The sequence below is a fragment of the Telluria antibiotica genome, from assembly GCF_011682055.1.
GTDB classification, from domain to species: domain Bacteria; phylum Pseudomonadota; class Gammaproteobacteria; order Burkholderiales; family Burkholderiaceae_D; genus Telluria; species Telluria antibiotica.
Genome location: NZ_JAAQOM010000007.1, coordinates 77,791 through 100,574 on the forward strand (window position 1 = coordinate 77,791; position 22,784 = coordinate 100,574).

Here is a 22,784-nt window from a genome sequence, read left to right on the forward strand (position 1 = left end):
ATTGTGATGACGGACAACGACAACGTAAGAATCGACAAATGGCTATGGGCCGCGCGCTTTTTCAAGACGCGCTCGCTGGCGGCGGACGCCGTCGACCGCGGGCGCGTGCGCATCGGCGGCGAACCCGTGAAACCCGCCCGTTCCGTCAAAGTCGATGATAAGATTTTCATCGACAACGGTTCGAACCGGTGGGAAGTGGTCGTGCTGGGGCTGTCCGACAAGCGCGGCCCGGCCCCCGTCGCCCAGGCGCTGTACCGCGAGACGGAAGAGAGCCTCGTACGCCGCGAAAACGACCAGGAAGCACGCCGTTTGTTCCCCGAACCGGGCAGCACGATCAAGGGCCGCCCGACCAAGCGCGACCGCCGCGCCATCACCCGTGCGGGTGGCTGACAACACACTAGAACGGCGCCTCTAAGTTCCCGTTTGACATTTATCGGCTGGTAGATAATAGTACGAGCGTTCGGATTTTTTTCGGTTGGATGAAATCCTTCACTACGCGAGGCACTTATTAATACGACAGCTAAATCGATGAGCATGCGCAAAGGCGAGATGACGCGGGCCGCCATTCTCGATGTTGCGCTCGAGCTCGCCAGCCGCGACGGTCTCGAAGGCTTGACGATCGGCCTGCTGGCCGACCGCATGAGCATGAGCAAATCAGGCGTCTTTGCGCACTTCGGTTCGCGCGAAGACCTGCAGATCGACGTGCTCAAGCTGTACCACCGCCGTTTCGAGCAGGAAGTCTTCTTCCCCAGCCTGAAGGAACCCCGCGGCCTGCCGCGCCTGGAGGCGATGTTCAATCACTGGCTCAAGCGCGTGTCGGTCGAGATCGCGTCCGGCTGCATCTATATTAGTGGTGCCGTCGAATACGACGACCGTCCGGGCCCGATCCGCGAGGAACTCGTCGCCATGGTCCGCACGTGGCAGGGCGCCCTGCTGCGCTGCGCGCAACAGGCCATCGAATGCGGCGACCTCAAGCCGGGCACCGATCCCGAGCAGCTCGTGTACGAGATGTACGGCCTCGTGCTGGCGGTCCACCACGATGCGCGCTTCCTGCGCCTCCCGGGCGCCGTCGACCGCGCGCACCGCGGCTTCGCGCGCCTCATCGCAGATTACCGCAACCCCAACAAGCAAGACAGCCAGGCAGCTACGGCCGGCGCTCAGTAATTCAACACACAATATTCACCTGTCAGGAGAACAACCATGGGTCAGTACGTCGCGCCACTTCGGGATATGCAGTTCGTTCTGCACGAGTTCCTCAACGTCACCGAAGAATTCAAGAACCTGCCGGCGTACCAGGAGATCGACGCCGACATCATCAACCAGGTGCTGGAAGAAGGCGCGAAATTCACGCAGGAAGTACTGTTCCCGCTGAATCACAGCGGCGACCGCGAAGGCTGCCACTACGACGCCGCCACCAAGACCGTCACCACGCCGAAGGGCTTCAAGGAAGCCTACAAGCAGTACGTGGAAGGCGGCTGGGCTGCGCTGGCCTGCGATCCGGAATACGGCGGCCAGGGCCTGCCGGTCTCGCTGAACAACTCGTTCTACGAGATGCTGAATTCGTCGAACCAGGCATGGACCATGTACCCGGGCCTGTCGCACGGCGCGTACGAGTGCCTGAAGGAACACGGCACCGACGACCAGAAGAAGTTCTACCTGCCGAAACTCGTGTCGGGTGAATGGACCGGCACGATGTGCCTGACCGAAGCGCACTGCGGCACCGACCTGGGCCTGCTGCGCACGAAGGCCGAACCGCAGGCCGACGGCACGTACAGCATCACCGGCTCGAAGATCTTCATCTCGGCCGGCGAGCACGACATGTCGGAAAACATCGTCCACCTCGTGCTGGCCCGCCTGCCGGATGCACCGGAGGGCTCGAAAGGCATCTCGCTGTTCCTCGTGCCGAAATTCCTGCCGAACGCGGACGGTTCCGTCGGTGCCCGCAACGGCATCACCTGCGGCGCCATCGAAGAGAAGATGGGCATCCACGGCAACTCGACCTGCCAGATGAACCTGGACGGCGCCATCGGCACCCTGATCGGCCAGCCGCACAAGGGCCTGAACGCGATGTTCGTGTTCATGAACGCTGCCCGCCTGGGCGTCGGCATGCAGTCGCTGGGCCTGACCGAAGTCGCGTACCAGAACGCGCTGGTCTATGCCAAGGACCGCATCCAGATGCGCAGCCTGTCGGGCCCGAAGGCACCGGACAAGCCGGCCGACCCGATCATCGTCCACCCGGACGTGCGCCGCATGCTGCTGACGGCGAAAGCCTATGCCGAAGGCGCGCGCGCGCTGACGTCGTACGTCGCGCTGCAGATCGACCGCGAACTGAACCACCCGGACGAAGAAGTCCGCAAGGAAGCCGCCGGCGAAGTCGCGCTGCTGACCCCGATCGTGAAGGCCTTCATCACCGACAACGGCTGGATCGCCACGTCGGAAGCGATGCAGGTGTACGGCGGCCACGGCTACATCAGCGAGTGGGGCATGGAGCAGTACGTGCGCGACGCCCGCATCAACATGATCTACGAAGGCACGAACACCGTGCAGTCGCTCGACCTGCTGGGCCGTAAGATCCTGATGGACAACGGCGCCAAGCTGCGCGCGTTCGGCGAGAAGGTCAAGGCGTTCGTTGAAGAGAACGGCCTGGACGAGCAGATGGCCGAATTCGTCAGCCCGCTGGGCGAACTGGGCGAGAAGGTCGGCAAGCTGACGATGGAAATCGGCATGAAGGCCTTCCAGAGCCAGGACGAAGTGGGCGCCGCCGCCGTGCCTTACCTGCGCGTCGTGGGCCACATGGTGTTCTCGTACTTCTTCGCGCAGATGGCGAAGATCGCGCTGGCCAAGAAGGATTCGGGCGACAAGTTCTACGAATCGAAACTGGCGACCGCGCGCTTCTACTTCGCCCGCCTGTACCCGGAAACCGCGATGCTGATCCGCCAGGCACGTTCGGGTTCGTCGAACCTGATGGCAATGGACGCCGACCTGTTCTAAATGCGCACCGTCACTAAACTGAGCCAACTAAGGATTACGAGAGATGTCTAATTTCATCGTCAAGAAAGTCGCCGTGCTGGGCGCCGGCGTGATGGGCGCGCAGATCGCTGCGCACTGCGTCAATGCCAAGGTCCCGGTCGTGCTGTTCGACCTGCCCGCCAAAGAGGGTAACAAGAACGGCATCGTCCTGAAGGCCATCGAGAACCTCAAAAAGCTGTCGCCGGCCCCGCTGGGCAACAAGGAGGACGCGGCACTGATCGAAGTCGCCAACTACGAGGACAACCTCGACGTGCTGGCCGGCTGCGACCTGATCATCGAAGCCATCGCCGAGCGCATGGACTGGAAGCACGACCTGTACAAGAAGGTCGCCCCGCACATCGGCGCGAACGCCATCTTCGCATCGAACACGTCGGGCCTGTCGATCGAGAAGCTGGCCGAAGGCTTCGACGCCGAGCTGAAATCGCGCTTCTGCGGCGTGCACTTCTTCAATCCGCCACGCTACATGCACCTGGTCGAACTGATCCCGACCGCCGCCACGAAGCCGGCCATCCTCGACCAGCTCGAAACGTTCCTGACGTCCGTGCTGGGCAAGGGCGTCGTGCGTGCGAAAGACACGCCGAACTTCATCGCCAACCGCGTCGGCATCTTCGGCATGCTGGCCACGATCCATGAAGCCGAGAAGTTCGGCCTGTCCGTCGACGTCGTCGACGACCTGACCGGCGCGAAGCTGGGCCGCGCGAAGTCGGGCACGTTCCGCACGGCGGACGTCGTCGGCCTGGACACGATGGGCCACGTCATCAAGACGATGCAGGACAACCTGAAGGACGACCCGTTCTTCAGCGTTTACAAGACGCCGGACGTGCTGGCGAAGCTGATCGAAAAAGGCGCGTTGGGCCAGAAGACCGGTGCCGGCTTCTATAAAAAGATCGGCAAGGACATCCTGCGCCTGGACACCGCGACGGGCGAATACGTGCCGGGCGGCGCCAAGGCGGCCGACATCGTCGCACGCATCCTGAAAGAGAAGGATCCGGTCAAGAAATTCAAGGCGATGCGCGAATCGACCAACCCGCAGGCGCAGTTCCTGTGGGCGATCTTCCGCGACGCTTTCCACTACATCGCCATCCACCTCGACTCGATCGCCGACAACGCGCGCGACGTCGACTTCGCGATGCGCTGGGGTTTCGGCTGGAGCGTCGGCCCGTTCGAGACGTGGCAGGCCGCCGGCTGGAACACCATCGCCCAGTGGGTCAAGGAAGACATCGAAGCGGGCAAGGCCCTGACGGACGCTCCGCTGCCGGCATGGGTGTTCAGCGCCCCGGTCGCGGAGAAGGGCGTGCACACGCCGGAAGGTTCGTACTCCGTCACGAAGAACGCCTATGTGCCGCGTTCGGACCTGCCGGTCTATGAGCGCCAGCAGTTCCGCGCACCGGTCGTGGGCGCGGGCGGCGACGATCCGAAGACCGCCGGCACCACCGTGTTCGAGGACGACTCCGTGCGCCTGTGGCACTCGGGCGACGAAGTGCTCGTCATCTCGCTGAAGACGAAGATGCACGTGATCGGCGACGGCGTCATCAAGGGCATCCAGCGCGCGCTGGCCGAAGCCGAGAAGGGCTTCAAGGGCATCGTGATCTGGAATACCGATGCGGCCGACGGCGGCGCGTTCTCGGCCGGCGCCGACCTGCAATCGGCCCTGCCGGCCTTCATGGCGGGCGGCGCGAAAGCGATGGACCCGATCGTCAAGGAACTGCAGGACACGTTCATGGCGATGAAATACTCGAACATCCCGGTCGTGGCCGCGGTGGCGGGTCTCGCCCTGGGCGGCGGCTGCGAAATGGCGCTGCACGCTTCGAAGCGCGTCGCGTCGATCGAGTCGTACATCGGCCTCGTGGAAGTGGGCGTCGGCCTCGTGCCGGCCGGCGGCGGGCTGAAGGAAGCGGCAGTGCGGGCGGCCAATGAATCGAAGGGCAACGACATCCTGCAATTCCTGAAGACCGGCTTCACCAACGCGGCCACCGCGCAGGTGTCGAAATCGGCCCTGGAAGCGAAGGCGATGGGTTACCTGAAGGACGACGACATCATCGTCTTCAACCCGTACGAACTGCTGCACGTGGCGAAGGTCACCGCGCGCTCGATGTTCGATGCCGGCTACCGCGCACCGCTGCGCCGCCCGGTCACCGTCACCGGCCGCTACGGCTGGGGCACGATCCGCGGCCAGCTGGTCAACATGCGCGACGGCGGCTTCATCTCGGCGTACGACTACCAGCTGGGCGACACGATCGCGGAGATCGTCTCCGGTGGCGACATCGACCAGGGCAGCGTCGTGTCCGAGCAGTGGCTGCTCGACATGGAACGTAAGGCATTCGTCTCGCTGCTGAACAATCCGAAGACCCAGGAACGCATCATGGGCATGATGCAAAACGGTAAACCGGTACGTAACTGATCGCGGCGCGACACTAAGGACTACTGACATGAGCAAACAACTTCAAGACGCATACATCGTCGCAGCGACCCGCACCCCGATCGGCAAGGCGCCGCGCGGCTTCTTCAACAAGACCCGTCCGGACGACCTGCTGGTGGCCGCCATCCGCGGCGCGATGGCCGCCGTGCCGAACCTGGACCCGGCACTGATCGTCGACGCGATCGTCGGCTGCTCGTTCCCGGAAGCGGAGCAGGGCTTCAACGTGGCCCGTAACGCCGTCGTGCTGGCCGGCCTGCCGAACACCGTCGGCGGCGTGACCGTCAACCGTTACTGCGCCTCGGGCATCACCGCCCTGGCCATGGCCGCGGACCGCATCCGCGTCGGCGAAGCCGACGTGATGATCGCCGGCGGCGTCGAATCGATGTCGATGGTGCCGATGATGGGCCACCACCCGTCGATCAACATGGAGACGTTCAAGGACGAGAACGTGGGCCTGGCCTACGGCATGGGCCTGACCGCGGAGAAGGTCGCCGCCCAGTGGAAGGTGAGCCGCGAAGACCAGGACGCCTTCGGCCTGGAATCGCACCGCAAGGCCATCGCCGCCCAGCAGACGGGCCTGTTCAAGGACGAGATCACCCCGGTGGAAATCGTCACCCGCACGCCGGACCTGGCGAGCGGCGAGATCAAGGTCAAGCGCCGCACCGTGGACCTGGACGAAGGCCCGCGCGCCGACGCCAGCATGGAAGGCATGGCGAAGCTGAAGCCCGTCTTCGCCGCCAAGGGCAGCGTGACGGCCGCGACGTCGTCGCAGATGTCGGACGGCGCCGGTGCGCTGATCGTCGTCAGCGAGAAGATCCTGCGTGAACACAACCTGACCCCGCTGGCCAAGTTCTCGTCGTTCGCCGTGCGCGGCGTGCCGCCGGAGATCATGGGCATCGGTCCGAAGGTCGCGATTCCCGCAGCGCTGGCCGCCGCCGGCATCACGCAGGACCAGCTGGACTGGATCGAACTGAACGAAGCTTTTGCAGCACAGGCATTGGCCGTGATCCGCGACCTGGGCCTGGACACCAGCAAGGTAAACCCGATGGGCGGCGCGATCGCCCTGGGCCACCCGCTGGGCGCGACCGGTGCGATCCGCGCCGCGACCGTCGTCCACGCCCTGCGCCGCAACAACCTGAAGTACGGCATGGTCACCATGTGCGTCGGCGCCGGCATGGGCGCCGCGGGCATCATCGAACGCGTGTAATCCACACGACGTGAACGGAAGGGGCGCTGTGGCACAACCGCAGCGCCCTTTTTTGTATGCCGTAGGGTGGGCACCCCGTGCCCACCATGAACGGACGCACATCATGAATCATCGGAGATCCTGAATGGACATTCAAACCACCACCGCCGACGGCATCCTCACCCTCGAATTCAACCGCTTGGCCCGCAAGAACGCGATCACGGGCGCGATGTACACGATCCTGGCCGACGCGCTGCGCGCGGCCGACACCGACCCGCAAGTCCGCGCCATCCTCATCACGGGCAAGCCCGAGATCTTCACGGCCGGTAACGACCTGGAAGACTTCCTGCACAACGTGGGCGAAGGCGCGATGACGGAATCGCGTCCCGTGTTCCAGTTCATGAAGGCGCTGGAAGGCTGCACGAAGCCCGTCGTCGCGGCCGTCGCCGGCGCGGCCGTCGGCATCGGCACCACGTTGCTGATGCACTGCGACCTCGTCTACTGCGCCGACAACGCGAAATTCTCGATGCCGTTCTCGCAGCTGGGCCTGTGCCCGGAATTCGCGTCGTCGCTGCTCGTCGCGCAATCGGCCGGCTACACGCGCGCCGCGGAAAAGCTGATGCTGGGCGAACCGTTCGGCGCGCAGGAGGCGTTCGAGATGGGCATCGTGGCGCGCGTACTGCCGGCCGCCGAGCTGCTCGCGTTTGCGCAAGGCCAAGCGGCCAAGCTGGCGAAACTGCCGGCCGCGTCGATCCGCACGACGAAGGCGCTGATGAAGCGTTCGCGCGCGGCTTTGGTCAAGGACACCATCGCTGCCGAGAACGAGCGGTTCAGCGCGATGCTGACCGGCGCCGAGGCCAAGGAAGCCTTTACGGCGTTTTTCCAGAAGCGCAAGCCGGACTTCAGCAAGTTCGACTGAGCCGGACGCGTTACACGTCTTTGTTTTGCAGCAGGAGCTGCGTCCTGAATTCGTACATCCCGTCGAAGTAGACGTATTCAGGATTCTGCAGCTCCAGCACAGGCGCACGCCGGATGAAGTCCGCGGCCAATTGCTGGTGCAGCTTGAAGAAGCGGCGTTCCTCGTCGCGCGTCATCGCCGAGTAGAAGTAGTTCAACGTGACGTGGAAGCGGAAGCTGTCATGGTCGGGCAGGCGGTAGTTCAAGACCTGCGCCAGCCTGTCGCGCAGATTGCGGATCTTGCGGCTCTCCGCTTCATCGACCGGTTCGAACAGAATGTTGTACAGATTGGTCTGCATCTCTACCGGCAGGGCGCGCATGCGGAACGGCAGGCGGCAGCCGAGATCGAAATTCTTCAGCTTGGCCAGGAACCACTCGTTGCAGAAGGCTTCGTCGGCGTCGCGCGGCAGGTCGGTGGGGAACTCGGTCTGCCGGGCCGGATACGAAATGCCGTTGAAGATCGTCATGTGATAGCTGGCCGGGGGCAGCACCGCGATCCGGTGCAGCATCCCGCTGCGCATCAGGCTCCGGTGGATGTCGAGCAGCGCCATGAAGTTCTCGCTACGCTTGTCGACGTGGCAGATGATGGAATTCCCCGACCAATGCGCCTCGCTTCCGTCGGGATTGAACTTGGGTGCGACGGTCTGCTCGGCTGCCAGCGCCGGGCCGGCGGCCAGTGCCAGCAGCGAACGCAGCACCACCCGTCGCTTGAAAGTATGGTCGCGCATCGCCGCCTCACCAAGAGAAGGTTGCGGACACGGAGACGGACCGGCCGAACAACGGCCGCCCCGTCGTCGCCTCGGCGGCCGTGAATGCATTGCCTTCCGGCGCGCGCGCATTGCCTTCGGTCAGACCAGCCGAGTTGGTCACGTTGGCGACTACGACCTGCAGGTTGGTCGATGCCGTCAGCGGGTATTGCAGGCCGAGGTCCAGCGTGCGGTAGGCCGGCAGGATGCTGGTGTTCACGAAGTCCTGGTAGCCCTTGCCCACTGCGCTGAACGAGGCATACACTCTCCCGCGGTTGCCTTCGTGGGTGAACAAGTAGGCTGGATTGAGCGTGACCATGTACTTCGGCACGCGCGGGATCTGCTTGTCGACGATGCTGTCCGGCGACAGTGTCGAGAACGTCGCGCCGCCGTCGACTACTGGCTGCTGCAGCGTGACGGAGCCAGTCAGCTCGACGGACTTTGCCGGCCGCCACACGCCCTCCAGTTCGATGCCTTTGGTGGTGGTGTTGATCAGCAGCGGCTGGTTGACGAGCACGCCCGCCGCGTTGGCGAAGTAGGTCGAGGTGTTGAGTTTCTTGAAGTTGCTGTAGAAGCCGATGAGCGTCAGTTGCATCTGCGGTAGCGAGAGCTTCACACCGGCTTCCGCCTGGCGTACCGGTACCACGGGCACAGGCTGGCCATTAGGCATCGTGCCCGCTACGCCGTTGTTGATATTGGTCCAATAGTCGCTCAGGCGCGGCAGACTATAGGCGCTGGAGTAGCGCACGAAGGTATTGAGCGGCTGGCTGATCCGGTACAGGGAGCCGACCGTCCACGCGGTGCCGTTCAGCGTGTGCTCGTACGGGACGTAGCCCGTCAGGCCGGTGACGCTGCGTGCCGCGAGGGGGCCTCCGGTGGCAATGACCTGCTTCCCGATCACCCCGCGCATGCCTTTCTCCGTCCGCACTTCATGACGCACGCCGACGTCGGCTTCCCACGCAGGTGTGATGTGCCAGTTCTCCGCTGCGTAGAGAGCTGACGCGAGCCCGTGCACGTTGCCGATCAAGTCGCCGCTGCCGTAGGTCGAAAAGCCATTCTCCGTCACCATACCCGTCGCCTGGCCGGCGGCGTCCAGGGCCTGGATATCGAGCGCGTCCGGATTGCTCCTGACGTTGGTGACGATGGCATTGCCGATCTGTTGCTGGTCGAGACGATAACGACTCAGGCTGAGACCGAACGACACGTCATGGATGCCGCCGAACGTCTTGCTGGCACGCAGATCGTTCAGCGCGTTTCTGATCGTCGAGCGGGTGCTCGACCAGGTATTGGTCATGGTCAGGCCGGCCGTGGTCGCGGGATCGAAGACCTGGCCGGTGCCGGCGTAGACATAGCGCAATTGGGTCGTGCCCGGAAAAGCCTTCTGGGCCGCCGCCAGATTGCTCTGCAAGATGGCACCGGCATCGGCTGGTGCGCCGTTCAGGATGGCGTCGAAGCCCACGTCGGCGCGCGTGTAGCGAGCCTTGTCGCTGAGCTTCCAGCCATCGGACAGGTTGAAGTCGCCGCCTACCGTCAGGCTGGCGACGGTGGGGTGGATGCCGTCGGCCAGGTCACGCGACACTAACCTGCTGCCGCCCTGTCCATCCAGCACGCGGAACTGCACATGGCGGAAGCTGGCCGAATCGAGGGTGCCGGAATGCGGGTCGATCAGGTCACCCAGCGAATTGCCGTTGCGGGCATCACGCAATGGAATGCTGGTGTAGAAGATATTCCGGTCGTTCAGGTATTTGAAGCCGGCAAACACCTTGCCGAGCCCACCACCCAATGTGTAGGTTGCCCCAAGCCTGAGCTGTCCACCCTGGTCTGCCTTGCTGAAACCGGGATCGCGCAGGCCATTGCCCTGCCGGTAGAAGCCGCTGATGCTGTACAGGGTGAGGTCATTCAGCGGACCGGAGTTCAGGAAGTCGATGCGTCCCTGGCGGTGCTGGCCGGCGCTCAGCTTGATGGTGTGCCGCGGGTCCTCAGTGCCGAAATTGGACAGGAAGTTGACCACGCCGCCGGATGCGTTGTTGCTGTAGATGGGCGCCGTGCCGCCCCGTACGATCTCCGCGCCCTCGGTGCCCAGGTCTAGGCGGTACAGTTCGTCGATCTGCAACTGGCGCTCGTAATTCGACTCGAACAGAGGCAGACCATCCTCCAGCATGTCCATCAGCCGGAATCCGGAGAAGGGCAGGCCCCGGATCACCACGTTCTCGCCGCCGCCCTGGCCGCCGGAATTCTCGACCTTGATGCCGGGGACGGCCTTGAGCAGATCGACCGCGCTCCTGGGTTCCTTACGTTGGATCTCGTCGTCGCCGATGGTGGAGATGGCGTAGGGCGTATCGAATTTCTTCTTGCGTCCCGACGTGCCGGTCACGACCACCTGCGTTGGCGCATCCGCGGCCGCTGCGGCGGCCTGGTCCCCGTCCGGTCCGACCGGATCCGCCGGCGCCCCCACAGCGGCGGCATGGATGCTGTACGCCCCAAGCACGGCCAAGGCCACGCCTTTCAGGCGACATTGGAATTGTTCGACTGCAGCTTGCACGTTGATTCCCCTTCGTTCGTAGATGTCGTCGCCGGCAGGGCGCCGGTTCGAAGAGGATTCTAGGAGTCGGGAATCGGGCCGGGCGGCGTTTCACGGTGAAAATTCCCCGTGAAATGCTCACTCGTGACGCGTGCGTAAGGCCACGACCTGGGTGTCCGTGCTGCCGTTCGCCTGCAGGACGCACTGCAGCAACACCTCGAAGTCACCGATCGAGCCGTCGGGCCGCGTGGCCTGCCGCAGCACCGGCTCGATGTGAACAGGATTGACGAGGAATTCAATGGCCGCTTCCGTCCCGGCCGAGGTCGTCCCGCCCACGAGCAGGGCGCGTCCGTCGCCGCCCAGGCCGTGGGTGTAGGCAATGGTGGCGAAGCCGCGCTTGTGCGGATCGTCGATCTCGAATTCGTAGGTCGCTTGTTCCCCCGTCCGGGGATGATCGTTACGGATCAGGAACTGGCCTGTATTGCGCGGATCCCAGTCGATATGGAAGTTCATCTGGGGGCGGAACAGTTCCCACCAGGGGTTGGCCTGGGCCACACCGCCGACGACGACGTTGGCCCGTTTCAGGTCGACCAGCGCAAGGTCGCGGGCAAAGCGCACGTGAAAACGCCCTGGTGCCGCCGTCGCGCGCTTGCCCAGTTCCGCAGCAAGTTGCACGGACGACATCCCCGTATAGCGTCGCGCGCGGAACTGAGCGACCCTGTCCGGTTCGGCCTGCACGGCGCCTTCTCCAACCCGGCTGGCAAAATACTCGTCCTGCGTCACCGCTCGCCGCGTCTCCAGCTGATACAAGACCAAGCCGGTATCCGGCACGACGAACAGGGTATCCCGGTCGCCCGGCATGAGGGCTGCCCAGAACGCGGACGTGGCGGAGCCCGGCGCCGGACCGGTACGCCACGGGAACGCGAGGCCCGCCCAGGCGAGGAGCAGCAGCGCCCCGCCGCCTACGGCCAGGCCGAGACGGCGCCAGGGGCGGGACGGCGCCGCAGGTGCCAGCGCCTCCGCTCCCGCTAGCGCCGCCGGTTCCGGCACGGCGTCCGTTACCGGCTCCGGTGCCGCCGTCACGAAGACCGGTACATAAGCGCCTCGAGGAATCGCTATGCGCACGGGGTCCGCCAGGCCTTCGCCCGCATAATACTGATCCAGGCGTTGGCGCAACAGGCGCGCGCTGGTGCGCACGATGGTGTCGTCGGCCGGATTGAAGTGCTCGGGTCGGTCGAACACGTTGACGCCGATATGTTGTTCACATAGCGTGTCTGCCTGGCCGTGCAGCGCGGCCAGGCAAACGTAGCGCAGGAATGACGTCATGCGGGCACTCTTGGCGAACGCCTGGCTGGCCAGGACCCGGGCCAGGGCGTCTTCGCAGGCATCCCGCGTGGGCGATGACGGCACCGTTGTCTCTTGATCAAGTGGCACCGGATTCTCCCAAATTGCAATCGATTGAAATATGACAGTTTAATATAGCTGTATGGCATTGTAATGACAATGACCGCCATCCCAGCGCAGACCGGGCAACGACAAGGATAAGCATGAACACAGCAAGCAAGAGCACGGACGCGCCGCTCAAGGGCGTGCGCGTCATCGAAATGGGCCAGCTGATCGCCGGCCCCTTCGCCGGCAAGACGCTCGGCGATTTCGGCGCGGACGTCATCAAGATCGAGGCGCCCGACGGCGGCGACCCGCTGCGCAACTGGCGCATGATCAAGGAAGGCACCTCCGTCTGGTGGCAGGTCCAGTCGCGCAACAAGCGCTCGCTGGCGCTCGACCTGCGCAGCAGCGAAGGGCAGGACATCGCGCGCAAGCTCGTCGCGGAGGCCGACGTGCTGATCGAGAATTTCCGTCCCGGCACGCTGGAAGGCTGGGGCATGGGCTGGGACGTGCTGTCGCAACTGAACCCCGGCCTCGTCATGCTGCGTATCTCCGGCTACGGCCAGACGGGCCCGTACCGCGACCTGCCGGGCTTCGGCATGATCGGCGAGGCGATGGGCGGCCTGCGCCACCTCACCGGCGAGCCGGGACGGGTGCCCGTGCGCTGCGGCGTGTCGATCGGCGACACGCTCGCGGCGCTGCACGGCGTGATCGGCATCCTCACCGCGCTGTACCACCGCAAGGTCAATGGCGGGCAGGGGCAGGTGATCGACGTCGCGCTGCACGAAGCCGTGTTCAACGTGATGGAAAGCCTGATCCCCGAATACAGCGCGTTCGGTGCCGTGCGCGAGCCGGGCGGCAGCGCCTTGCCGGGCATCGCGCCGTCGAATGCCTATCCTTGCCGCGACGGCGTCGTGCTCGTCGCCGGAAATGGCGACAGCATCTTCAAACGCCTGATGCATGCCATCGGCCGGCCCGACCTGGCCGACGCGCCGGACCTGGCCAACAACGCGGGCCGCGTCGCGCGCGTGGACGAGATCGACGGCGCCATCGGCGCGTGGACGGCGACGCGCGGCGTGGTCGAGGTGCTCGACGCGCTCTCGCAGGCGCGCGTCCCGGCCGGCAAGGTCTACACGGCGCGCGACATCGCCGAGGACCCGCACTACCGGGCGCGCGACATGATCCTCAAGCAGGCCACGCGCGACGGCTACGAGGTCGACGTGCCCGGCATCGTCCCCAAGCTGATGGGTACCCCGGGCGGCATCCGCTCGGCCGCGCCACATCTCGGCGAGGACACGGATGCCGTGCTGCGCGAGGTCGGCCTCGGCGCGGAGCAGATCGCGGTGCTGCGCGCACGCGGCATCGTCGCGTGACCCATGCGACAAGGAATCATTACATTGTGCTGGCGCACGGCGACGCGTGTGTTGGCGCCGCCCCGGATGCGCTACAGTGACAGGATGTCATGACAGGAGCGATCATGGAATGCGAAATCAAACTGACGGTCGACGCGGCCAGTGTCTCCCGGCTGAAGAAATCGGCCGTGCTGCGCGAGCACGCCGTGTCCAGGCCGCGCGAAGAGGAACACGTCGACCGGTATTTCGACACCGGCGCCTTCGACTTGTGGAAGCACGGTTTCGCCCTGCGCGTGCGCAGCGCCGGCGAGCGCCACGTGCAGACCTTGAAGGGCGGCGGCAGCGCCGTGGCGGGCCTGCACCGGCGCACGGAACTGGAAGCGGAGATACCGTCCGAGACGCCCGACCCGGACCTGTTCGGCAAGCAGCTGCGCGCAGCGCTGCCCGACCTGGCGCACAGCGTCGACGGCAGCGCGCTCGCCACGGAACCCGTCTTCGTCAACCGCACGAAGCGCACGACGTGGATGCTCGCGCTGCCGGACGGCACCCACGTCGAATGCGCGCTCGACGTCGGCGAGCTGCAGCATGGCGAACGCACGACACCGGTGCGCGAGCTTGAGCTCGAAGTCAAGGACGGCGATCCCGCCTGCCTGTACGACCTGGCGCGGCGGGTGCACGAGGCGATGCCCGTGCGCATCGAGAACGTCAGCAAGGCCGAGCGCGGCTATGCGATGGCCACCGAGGACAAGGCGCATGCCGTCAAGGCCACGCCCGTCAAGGTGAAGCGCAAGGCCACCCTGGGCGATGCACTGGGCGACATCCTGCTCAACTGCCTGCAACAAATGCAGGCCAACGAGCCGGGCGTCATGGCGGGCGACGTCGAGAGCCTGCACCAGATGCGCGTGGGCCTGCGCCGCCTGCGCGCGGCCCAGGCAATGGTGCGCGACGTCGTGCAGTTGCCGGAGCCGCTCGTCGAGGACATCGAATGGCTCGCGGCCGAACTGGGCGATGCGCGTAACTGGGACGTGTTCCTCGACGCCGTGCTGCCCGGCCTGCCGCTGACGGAGGCGCAGAAACCGTCGCTCGCACGCGTGGAAGTCGCGGCGCGCGAGGAGGCGGAGCGGCACCGGGCGCGCGTGCGGTCGGCCATCGGTAGTCCGCGCTACACCACCTTGATGCTGGCGCTGGGCGGCTGGGTCGCGGGCAAGGGCTGGCAGCACACGACGCTGCCGGCCGATCCGCTCGATGGCAAGATCGCGCGGGCCGCGCCGATGCTCGTGCGCGAGGCCAGCGCGCGCGTGCGCAAGCGCGCCCGCGGCTACGACCTGAAGCGGCCGGAATGCCTGCACAAGATACGCATCGCGGCCAAGAAGGAACGCTATGCGCGCGAATTCTTCACCGCGCTGTCGCACGACCGCAAGACAACGCAGCGCCACGACCTGCTGGCCGACATGCAGGACGAGCTGGGCGCGATCAACGACGCCTTCGTCGCGCGCGACCTGGTCGCGCAATTGCGTGACAAGGTGCCGCAGGAGGCCGGGCTGCTCGGCTTCATCGAAGGCGTGCTGGTCGCGCGCGCGGAAGACGCGATGCCGCGCGCGCGCCGGCACGTGAAGAACCGGCTGCGCGCGAAGGCGGGTTTCTGACTCAGGCCTTCACGGCCAGGAATTCGCCTTTCCCCACCGGCACGAGGCTCGTCGTGAAGCCGGCGTCGGCGCGCACGGCGGCCGTGAACGCGGCCATCTCCTCTGCGTGCGACGTCGCGTTGTCGACGACGAGCAGGCCGCCCGGACGCAGCACGCGCCGGATGTCCGGCCACCAGTCCAGGTAGGCGCTGCGCTTCGAGTCGAGGAACAGCAGGTCGAACGATGCGTCGAACAGCCTGTCCAGCATGGCACCGGCATCGCCTTCGAGCAGCGTGATGCGCGTGTCCAGGCCCGCGCGCGCGAAGTTGGCGCGGGCCATTTCGATTTTTTCGTGTGCCAGCTCGATCGTCGTGACAGCGCCGTCGACGGGTGCGGCGGCGTCGGCCAGCCACAGGGTCGAATAGCCGTTCGACGTGCCGATTTCGAGGATGCGGCGCGCGCCCGTGGCCTTGACCAGCACGGCGAGGAATTCGCCCGTGTCGGGCGTGATGTTGAGCATGCGCGTGGCGGCGTTGGCGGGGTCGCCGTCGTGCGCGTCGCCGAAGGCGGCCAGTTCGTCGAGCAGCGTCGTGAGATGCGGATTCAAGACAATCTCCTGTCGTGGGCAGTCGTGATGGGGTTCGCGGGATATCGTGCCACAACGGCGCCGCGTCTGCCGGCCGCCGATTCCCGGCGCGCAAAAACGCCGCTCCCGCGCAGGCGGAAACGGCGTTTCGAATTGGTGCCGGTATGTTTCCCGACCGCCGGCGCCGGTAGGGCGGCCGTGCCGCCTGTGCTCTCTTCCCTGGGAGCGCTGCGTATTCTGACGGCCGATTATGACGCGGGTTTGACCGCCATGTGACGGCTCGGTGACGGCCCGTTACGGCGCGCTGGCGGCCACCGCGGCGTGCTCCCAGCGGCGCAGCAGGCCGGCGAGCGTCGACGTGCGCTTGTCCTCGGGCGAGAGGACGGCGACCGCGGCCTGCAGCGCCTTGTCGGTGCCCGTGCCGAACGTACGCGTCGATTCCACCGGCGTGCGCTGCGCGTCGGCCGGCGCGTCGGCAGGTTCCGTCGCGGGCAGGTGCCGCGCCAGGTCCGCTTCGCGCAGCAGCAGCTCGTCGTTCGCGGCGGCGGCAGGCGCCACGACGACGTCGGGCATGATGCCGCGCGCCTGGATCTCGTGGCCGGCCGGCGTGGAATAGCGCGCCACGGTGAACTTGATGCCGGTGTCGCCATCGAGCGGGACGACGGACTGGATCGATCCTTTGCCGAACGTGCGCGTGCCGATCACGGTGGCGCGGTGGTGGTCCTGCAGCGCGCCCGTGACCAGTTCCGCGGCCGAGGCGGACGAGCCGTTCACGAGCACCGCCAGCGGCACCGTGCGCGTCCACGCGGGCAGGCCGTCCAGCACGTCGGGCTGGCCAGGCTGGCGGTAGTAGCGCGCGTCGACGGTGACGGTGGCGTTGGCGCCCCCGACGCGCCCGCGCGCCGAGAACAGGGCGGTGCCCGGCGGCAGGAAGGCGCCGGCGACGGCCACGCCGGCCGCCACGAGTCCGCCCGGATCGTTGCGCAAGTCGAGGATCAGGCCGCGCGGCGCGTCCTTGCCGTCCAGGCGCTTGAGCGCCGCGGCGAGGTCGGCCGGCGTGGCGCCGCCGAACTCCGCGACGCGGATCCAGGCCAGGCCGGGCGCCGCCATGCGCACGTGCACCGTGTCGTTGTGCAGTTCGGCGCGCGTGAGGCGCAGCGTCTCGACCTTGTCGCCGCGGGCGATGCCGATGGCGACGATCGTGCCCGCTGCGCCGTGCATGCGCCGCGCGACGTCGTCGTACGCGAGCCCGGCGACGGGCGTGCCGTCGACGGCGGCGATCACGTCGCCCGGACGGATGCCGGCACGTGCGGCCGGGCTGCCGTCGCTGGCGGCCACGACGCGCAGCCGGTCGCGATCGCTTTCGACCTCGATGCCGATGCCCACGTAATCCACGCTGTTCTCGCGCACGACGTCGCGCATGGCGTCCTTGTCCAGGTAGCGCGAGTGCGCGTCCAGCGCGGCCAGCATGCCGGACAGGGCACCGTCGAACAGCGTCTTGTCGTCCACGTCGCCCACGTAGTTCTGCTTGACCAGGGCGTAGGCCGCCAGCAGCCGTTCCATGTCGGCCTGCGGCACCGTCAGGGCCGGTGCGGCGGGGGCCGTGTCGGCCGCATCGACGGCGGGTACGCCGGCGAGGAGCAGGGCGCCGAGGAGGGCGAATGCGATGGGTTTCATGGGGTCCTTTCGTGATGCGTCCACGGCATTCTGGCTTGCGAAGGTGTTAAGCGCGGTTAAACGGGGGTAAATCGGCGTTAAGAAGTTGTAAGCAGCCGTCTTGACGGGGCCTTCTTCTTTTCCCAATGGCAAAAAAGACTGATAATCGGTGCTTTGCGGCCGCCGGCCGCCGGCCGCCACGGGAGAACGCCATGCAGGACCACGACGACGATCGCGCACACGACCAGGAAGACCAGCCCGCCAGCCCCGCGCGCCGCCGCATCTTCCAGGCCGCCGCGGCCGTGGGCCTGTCCGCGTCGGTGGCGTCGCCGCTGCCGGCCGCCGCGGCGGCCCCGAACGCGAAGAAGCCGGTGGCCGGCTCGCTGGACGGCAAGCTGAAGGCGCACGTGAAGAACGTCGTCGTCATCTTTCTGGAGAACCGCAGCTTCAACAACCTGTTCGCCGACTTCCCGGGCCTCGCGCAGCCGCTGTCCGCGCTGCCGCCCGAGGCCGCCCGCCAGAAGGATCGCGACGGCAGCGTGCTGCCGGAACTGCCGAAGATCTGGGGCGGCATGGTGCCGGCGCGCCAGAACATCGGCGGCAAGGATTACCTGATCAAGGAAGACGACGTCCAGCACCTGCCGAACGCGCCGTTCAAGCTGACGGATGCGGCGGGCCAGCCGCTGCCGGAAGCGATCATCACGCGCGACCTGTGGCACCTGTTCTACCAGAACCAGATGCAGATCAACGGCGGCAGGAACGATGGATTCGCCGCGTGGGCCGACAGCGGCGCGCTGACGATGGGGCGCTACGGCGAGACGTCGAAGAACCTCGGGCTGTGGCAGATCGCCCGCGAATTCACGCTGTGCGACAATTTCTTCATGGGCGCGTTCGGCGGGTCCTATTTGAACCACCAGTTCCTGATCAGCGGCCGCGTGCCGGAGTTCCTCGACGCGGCGTCCACGCCGGCCGCAAAGAAGATCGCCGTGCTGGAAGACGGCCCGACGGGGTGCCGCCTCGCCCTCGCTCCCGATTCGCCGAAGTCGGCGCTGGACGGCAAGCCCGTGTTCGTCAACAACGGCACCATCACGCCGGACGGCTACGCGGTCAACACGATGGCGCCGCCGTACCAGCCGAGCTGGGTGAAGCCGGCGCCGGGCGGCGACGCGCACCTGGCCGACCCGCAGGACCCTGCCGTGCTGCCGCCGCAGACGTATCGCACGATCGGCGACCTGCTGTCCGAAAAGGGCGTCAGCTGGGCGTGGTATGCGGGCGCGTGGCAGGCGGCGCTGGACGGCCGCGGCGAAGGCGCGCGCCCGAACTTCCAGTTTCACCACCAGCCCTTCAACTACTTCAAGCAGTACGGGCCGGGCACCGCGGCGCGCGCCGCGCACCTGCGCGACGGCGGCCTGGGCGACAGCCCCATCTCGAACAAATTCATCGCCGACGCCATCGCGGGCAAGCTGCCCGCGGTGACGTTCTACAAGCCGCAGGGGAACCTGAATCTGCACGCGGGTTACTCGGACGTTGAATCGGGCGACGCGCACGTGGCCAACGTGATCGAGCACCTCAAGAAGTCGCCGCAGTGGAAGGACATGGTCGTCGTCATCGCGTTCGACGAGAACGGCGGCTGGTGGGACCACGTGGCGCCGCCGCAGGGCGACCGCTGGGGGCCCGGCTCGCGCATTCCGGCCATCGTCGTGTCGCCGTACGCGAAGAAGGGCGCCGTCGACCACAATTTCTACGACACGACGTCGATCCTGCGCTTCATCACGCGCCTGCACGGCCTGCCGCTGCTGGAAGGCCTGGCCGCGCGCAATGCGGCGTTCGCGGCGCGCGGGGCGCGTCCGCCGGGCGATCTGACGGGGGCGCTGAGTTTCCGCTGACGGCCGCGTGAGCCTCACTCGTGCCGCAGTGCTTCGATCGGATCGAGGCGCGCGGCGCGGCGCGCCGGGAAGTAGCCGAACACGATCCCGATCGCCGTCGCGAAGCCGAATGCGACGACGTTGATCGATGGGCTGAACAGGAACGGCACCTGCATCGGCTGCGCCAGCGATGCGCAGGCCAGCAGCGAGAGCGCGATCCCGATCAGGCCGCCGAAGCCGGATAGCACGACGGCCTCGATCAGGAACTGCCACAATACCTCGCGTTCGAGCGCGCCGATCGCGAGGCGGATGCCGATCTCGCGCGTGCGCTCCGTCACCGAGACGAGCATGATGTTCATGATGCCGATGCCGCCCACGAGCAGGCTGACGGCCGCCACGGCGCCCAGCAGGCCCGTCATCGTGCGGATCGTGCCGGACAGCGTCTCGGCGATCTGGCGCGTGTCCATGACGTTGAAATTGTCGTCCTCGTTCTCGGCCAGGTGACGCCGTTCGCGCAGCAGGGTGGCGATGCTGCGCATCACCTGCGCGGACGAGGCCGACCCGCGCAGCGACACGAGGATCGTCGTCACGTCGGTCTTGCCCGTCAGGCGGCGCTGGACCGTCGTCAGCGGCATCAGCACGACGTCGTCCTGGTCCATCCCCATCGCGCCCTGGCCCTTGGCCGCCAGCAGGCCGACGATCTCGCACGCAAAGCCCTTGATGCGCAGGCTGTCGCCGACGGGGTTGCGCGTGCCGAACAGCTGGCGCCGCACCGTATTGCCGATCACGCAGACGGCCTTGCCGGCGGCCAGCTCGTCGTCGCCGAACAGGCGGCCGTCGGCCAGCCTCCAGTTGGCGACCGTGAAGTAATCGTTCGTGCTGCCGCTGACGGTGGACGACCAGTTGCCGTTGCCGGCGACGAGGGTCACGGCCTGCCCGACCGCGGGCGCCACCGCGCGGACGCCCGCGACCTGCGTACGGATGGCGTCGGCGTCGGCCAGCTTGAACAGCGGCGCGCCCGCGCTGTCGCGGCCGGGACCGAGGCGCTGGCCGGGGCGCACGATCAGCAGGTTGCTGCCGAGGCTCGAGATCTGGTCGGCCACGGCGCGCGTCGCGCCATTGCCCAGCGTGACCATCGTGATCACGGCCGCTACGCCGATCACGATGCCGAGCACGGTGAGGCAGGAGCGCAGCAGGTTGCGGCGGATCTCGCGCAGCGCGAGAAGCAAGGCGTTGCTCAGCATGCCGTCTCCAGGTTCGGCACGTCGCTGTCGATCCTGCCGTCGACGAAATGGACGATGCGGTGCGAGTAGGCGGCCATGTCGGGCTCGTGCGTCACCATCACGACCGTGATGCCTTGCTCGCGGTTCAGGTCCGACAGCAGATGCATGATCTCGTGGCTGCGTTTGCTGTCCAGGTTCCCGGTCGGCTCGTCCGCCAGCAGCACGAGGGGATTCGTGACGATGGCGCGCGCGATCGCCACGCGCTGCTGCTGCCCGCCGGAGAGCTCGGCCGGCGTGTGCGTGGCCCAGCCGTCGAGACCGACGCGCGCTAGCGCGGCCAGCGCGGTCCGGTGGCGCGCGGCCGCGGGCTCGCCGCGGTACAGCAGCGGCAGCTCGACGTTGTCCTGCGCCGTCGTGCGCGCCAGCAGATTAAAACCCTGGAACACGAAGCCGAGGCAGGCGCGGCGCAGCAGTGCGCGCCGGTTGCGGTCCAGGCGCTCGACGTGGATGCCCTGGAACAGGTAGACGCCGCTGGTGGGCGTGTCCAGGCAGCCGAGCAGGTTCATCGCCGTCGACTTGCCGGAACCGCTGGGCCCCATCACGGCGACGAACTCGCCCGCGTCGATGCGCAGGTCGATGCCGCTCAGGGCCTGGAGCGCCGCATTGCCGTGGCCGTAGGTCTTGGTCAGGCCGCGCAGTTCGATGAGCGGCACGTCCGCGCTCATTTCGCGGCTTCCTGGACGTCGGTGATCACGGCCATGCCGGGTTTGAGGTCGCCGCCCGTCACCTCGGTCTGGCGGCCGTTGGACAAGCCGGTGCGCACGGCCAGCGCGCGCGGACCGTCCGGTCCGGGGATCCACACTTGGTGCGCGGCCCCGTCCGCATCGGCACCGCGGGCGTTGCGGCGTTGCGCCGACGGTGGCCGCGGCAGCAGGTTCGACACGAAGCCGCCTCCACCGCCACGCCTCGCGGGCGGCGTGAAGCGCAGCGCGGCGTTCGGCACGAGCAGCACGCCGTCGCGCCTTGCCGTGACGATGGACGCCGTCGCCGTCATCCCGGGCCGCAGCGCCAGGTCGGCATTCGTGACTTCCAGCACGGTCTTGTACGTGACGACGTTGTCGGTCGTCGTCGAGCCCAGGCCGACGCGGCGGATCGTCGCCGGGAAGCGCCTGCCGGGCCAGGCGGCGACCGTGAAGTCGGCCGGCTGGCCGGGGCGCACGCCGGCCACGTCGGCTTCGTCGACCTTGACCTGCAGCTCCATCCGCGTGAGGTCTTCCGCCACGGTGAACAGCACGGGCGTGTTCATCGCGGCCACGACCGTGTTGCCGGGCTCGACCTTGCGCGCCAGCACGACGCCGTCGACCGGCGAGCGGATCTGCGCCTTGCCCAGGTTCGTGCGGTCCGTCTTGAGCGCCGCGCGCGCCTGCGCTTCCTGGGCCTGCGCGCTGGCGGCGTTGGCGCGGGCGCGCAGCTGGGCGGCGTCGGCGGCGTCCAGTTCCTGCCGGGCGGGTTCGACGCCGCCGGACATCTCGGACAGCCGGTGCAGCCGGCGTTGCGCCGCCTCGGCCTCGGCGACGGTGGCGCGCGCCTGGGCGACCTGGCCGACCGCGGCCGCGACGGCCGCCTCGGAGCGGGTGACGGTGTCCGCCAGGCGGGCCGTGTCCAGCTCGGCCAGCAACTGGCCCTGCCTGACGACGTCGTTCTCGTCGACGAGCACCCGGGCCACGGTGCCGGACAGCTCGCTGCCCACGTCCACCGACTTGGTCGGCTGCAGGGTGCCCGTGGCGGACACCGTGACGACGAGATTGCCGACGGTCGCCGGCTCCGTCAGCCATGCGGTGTCCGTATGCCGGCTCGTCGCCAGGCGCCATGCGCCGGCCACGGCAATCAATGCCGCGAGCAGCAGCACGGCCCACACGGCCACGCGCCGCGCGGACAGGCCCGTCGGCGTGCCGGCACCCTGCAGCAATGTTTGAAGTTCCTGAGTAGTTTTGTCCACGATAAAGTCGCCGCGCGGCAAAAAAGCCCCCGCCGGTTTTGCCGCGGACCGGACGGGGTCGCAAGAAGGTGTTATGCCGAGGCGATCATGTCGCAATAAAAATCGCTTGTGTTTGACCGTGGCACGGGTTTTTGGCTTTTTTTCAGCGCCGGGGGTGCCCGCAGCCGTGGACGGTTTTCGCATATCGATAAACTTTCCTGCTGGCTAACGCGCGCTGTTCAAGAAATCGCAGC

At 67.0% G+C, this 22,784-nt stretch carries 17 protein-coding genes; 9 read left to right on the top strand and 8 right to left on the bottom strand.

All coding sequences use genetic code 11. The annotated features are described in order from the left end of the window. The first annotated feature begins 6 nt into the window (after positions 1-6). The 6 genes from HAV22_RS12900 to HAV22_RS12925 all read left to right on the top strand — a co-directional run bounded on the left by HAV22_RS12900 (position 7) and on the right by HAV22_RS12925 (position 7,554). On the top strand, positions 7-390 hold the full coding sequence (locus tag HAV22_RS12900) for an RNA-binding S4 domain-containing protein (RefSeq protein ID WP_166859495.1): 384 nt from the start codon (positions 7-9) through the stop codon (positions 388-390). A 144-nt stretch (positions 391-534) separates the two neighbouring features. Next, on the top strand, positions 535-1,164 hold the full coding sequence (locus tag HAV22_RS12905) for a TetR/AcrR family transcriptional regulator (protein WP_166859682.1): 630 nt from the start codon (positions 535-537) through the stop codon (positions 1,162-1,164). A gap of 36 nt (positions 1,165-1,200) precedes the next feature. Next, on the top strand, positions 1,201-2,991 hold the full coding sequence (locus tag HAV22_RS12910) for an acyl-CoA dehydrogenase C-terminal domain-containing protein (RefSeq protein WP_166859496.1): 1,791 nt from the start codon (positions 1,201-1,203) through the stop codon (positions 2,989-2,991). 43 nt (positions 2,992-3,034) lie between these two features. Then, on the top strand, positions 3,035-5,431 hold the full coding sequence (locus tag HAV22_RS12915; RefSeq protein ID WP_166859497.1) for a 3-hydroxyacyl-CoA dehydrogenase/enoyl-CoA hydratase family protein: 2,397 nt from the start codon (positions 3,035-3,037) through the stop codon (positions 5,429-5,431). A 28-nt stretch (positions 5,432-5,459) separates the two neighbouring features. Next, positions 5,460-6,656: an acetyl-CoA C-acyltransferase gene (locus tag HAV22_RS12920; RefSeq protein ID WP_166859498.1), complete on the top strand. Its 1,197-nt coding sequence runs from the start codon at positions 5,460-5,462 to the stop codon at positions 6,654-6,656. Positions 6,657-6,780: 124 nt separating this feature from the next. After that, entirely contained in the window at positions 6,781-7,554 is a 774-nt protein-coding gene (locus HAV22_RS12925) for an enoyl-CoA hydratase (RefSeq protein WP_166859499.1), read from the top strand. A gap of 10 nt (positions 7,555-7,564) precedes the next feature. Here HAV22_RS12925 and HAV22_RS12930 read toward each other — a convergent pair whose 3' ends face one another. The 3 genes from HAV22_RS12930 to HAV22_RS12940 all read right to left on the bottom strand — a co-directional run bounded on the left by HAV22_RS12930 (position 7,565) and on the right by HAV22_RS12940 (position 12,185). Then, positions 7,565-8,320, bottom strand: a complete 756-nt coding sequence (locus HAV22_RS12930) for a DUF1868 domain-containing protein (protein WP_166859500.1) — start codon at positions 8,318-8,320, stop codon at positions 7,565-7,567. A gap of 7 nt (positions 8,321-8,327) precedes the next feature. Further along, a complete protein-coding gene (locus tag HAV22_RS12935) occupies positions 8,328-10,880 on the bottom strand; it encodes a TonB-dependent receptor (RefSeq protein WP_166859501.1) in 2,553 nt (850 codons plus the stop codon). A gap of 117 nt (positions 10,881-10,997) precedes the next feature. Beyond that, on the bottom strand, positions 10,998-12,185 hold the full coding sequence (locus HAV22_RS12940) for a hypothetical protein (RefSeq protein WP_166859502.1): 1,188 nt from the start codon (positions 12,183-12,185) through the stop codon (positions 10,998-11,000). Positions 12,186-12,406: 221 nt separating this feature from the next. Here HAV22_RS12940 and HAV22_RS12945 point away from each other — a divergent pair, with 221 nt between their 5' ends. Further along, positions 12,407-13,618, top strand: coding sequence for a CaiB/BaiF CoA transferase family protein (locus HAV22_RS12945; RefSeq protein ID WP_166859503.1), 1,212 nt, complete (start codon positions 12,407-12,409; stop codon positions 13,616-13,618). A gap of 104 nt (positions 13,619-13,722) precedes the next feature. After that, entirely contained in the window at positions 13,723-15,243 is a 1,521-nt protein-coding gene (locus tag HAV22_RS12950; RefSeq protein ID WP_166859504.1) for a CYTH and CHAD domain-containing protein, read from the top strand. Position 15,244: 1 nt separating this feature from the next. On the opposite strand, the gene HAV22_RS12955 is transcribed toward HAV22_RS12950, so the two are convergent. Further along, a complete protein-coding gene (locus HAV22_RS12955) occupies positions 15,245-15,829 on the bottom strand; it encodes an O-methyltransferase (RefSeq protein WP_229421213.1) in 585 nt (194 codons plus the stop codon). Between the two features lie 273 nt (positions 15,830-16,102). Next, the gene (locus HAV22_RS12960; protein WP_166859505.1) at positions 16,103-17,485 is read right to left on the bottom strand and encodes a S41 family peptidase; all 1,383 of its coding nucleotides are present in this window, start codon (positions 17,483-17,485) and stop codon (positions 16,103-16,105) included. A 191-nt stretch (positions 17,486-17,676) separates the two neighbouring features. On the opposite strand from HAV22_RS12960, the gene HAV22_RS12965 reads away from it, so the two are divergent. After that, positions 17,677-19,350 carry an acid phosphatase gene (locus tag HAV22_RS12965; protein WP_166859506.1) on the top strand — a complete coding sequence of 558 codons (1,674 nt, stop codon included), beginning with the start codon at positions 17,677-17,679 and terminating at the stop codon, positions 19,348-19,350. Positions 19,351-19,364: 14 nt separating this feature from the next. On the opposite strand, the gene HAV22_RS12970 is transcribed toward HAV22_RS12965, so the two are convergent. Genes HAV22_RS12970 through HAV22_RS12980 form a run of 3 tightly spaced genes read right to left on the bottom strand, consistent with a single transcriptional unit; the run spans position 19,365 to position 22,551 of the window. Beyond that, a complete protein-coding gene (locus tag HAV22_RS12970) occupies positions 19,365-20,573 on the bottom strand; it encodes an ABC transporter permease (RefSeq protein ID WP_166859507.1) in 1,209 nt (402 codons plus the stop codon). Next, positions 20,567-21,277 carry an ABC transporter ATP-binding protein gene (locus tag HAV22_RS12975; protein WP_166859508.1) on the bottom strand — a complete coding sequence of 237 codons (711 nt, stop codon included), beginning with the start codon at positions 21,275-21,277 and terminating at the stop codon, positions 20,567-20,569. The genes HAV22_RS12970 and HAV22_RS12975 overlap by 7 nt, the downstream gene beginning before the upstream one ends. Beyond that, positions 21,274-22,551: an efflux RND transporter periplasmic adaptor subunit gene (locus HAV22_RS12980; RefSeq protein WP_371869633.1), complete on the bottom strand. Its 1,278-nt coding sequence runs from the start codon at positions 22,549-22,551 to the stop codon at positions 21,274-21,276. Before HAV22_RS12980 ends, HAV22_RS12975 begins: the two co-directional genes overlap by 4 nt. Positions 22,552-22,784 lie beyond the last annotated feature (233 nt).

What these genes read in the sequence shown, in the direction of transcription:
- HAV22_RS12930 (WP_166859500.1), bottom strand. Translation starts at nt 8,320, where the DNA reads ATGCGCGACCATACTTTCAAGCGACGGGTGGTGCTGCGTTCGCTGCTG.
- HAV22_RS12915 (WP_166859497.1), top strand. Translation starts at nt 3,035, where the DNA reads ATGTCTAATTTCATCGTCAAGAAAGTCGCCGTGCTGGGCGCCGGCGTG.
- HAV22_RS12945 (WP_166859503.1), top strand. Translation starts at nt 12,407, where the DNA reads ATGAACACAGCAAGCAAGAGCACGGACGCGCCGCTCAAGGGCGTGCGC.
- HAV22_RS12910 (WP_166859496.1), top strand. Translation starts at nt 1,201, where the DNA reads ATGGGTCAGTACGTCGCGCCACTTCGGGATATGCAGTTCGTTCTGCAC.
- HAV22_RS12940 (WP_166859502.1), bottom strand. Translation starts at nt 12,185, where the DNA reads ATGACGTCATTCCTGCGCTACGTTTGCCTGGCCGCGCTGCACGGCCAG.
- HAV22_RS12960 (WP_166859505.1), bottom strand. Translation starts at nt 17,485, where the DNA reads ATGAAACCCATCGCATTCGCCCTCCTCGGCGCCCTGCTCCTCGCCGGC.
- HAV22_RS12920 (WP_166859498.1), top strand. Translation starts at nt 5,460, where the DNA reads ATGAGCAAACAACTTCAAGACGCATACATCGTCGCAGCGACCCGCACC.
- HAV22_RS12925 (WP_166859499.1), top strand. Translation starts at nt 6,781, where the DNA reads ATGGACATTCAAACCACCACCGCCGACGGCATCCTCACCCTCGAATTC.
- HAV22_RS12900 (WP_166859495.1), top strand. Translation starts at nt 7, where the DNA reads ATGACGGACAACGACAACGTAAGAATCGACAAATGGCTATGGGCCGCG.
- HAV22_RS12965 (WP_166859506.1), top strand. Translation starts at nt 17,677, where the DNA reads ATGCAGGACCACGACGACGATCGCGCACACGACCAGGAAGACCAGCCC.
- HAV22_RS12905 (WP_166859682.1), top strand. Translation starts at nt 535, where the DNA reads ATGCGCAAAGGCGAGATGACGCGGGCCGCCATTCTCGATGTTGCGCTC.
- HAV22_RS12975 (WP_166859508.1), bottom strand. Translation starts at nt 21,277, where the DNA reads ATGAGCGCGGACGTGCCGCTCATCGAACTGCGCGGCCTGACCAAGACC.
- HAV22_RS12970 (WP_166859507.1), bottom strand. Translation starts at nt 20,573, where the DNA reads ATGCTGAGCAACGCCTTGCTTCTCGCGCTGCGCGAGATCCGCCGCAAC.
- HAV22_RS12950 (WP_166859504.1), top strand. Translation starts at nt 13,723, where the DNA reads ATGGAATGCGAAATCAAACTGACGGTCGACGCGGCCAGTGTCTCCCGG.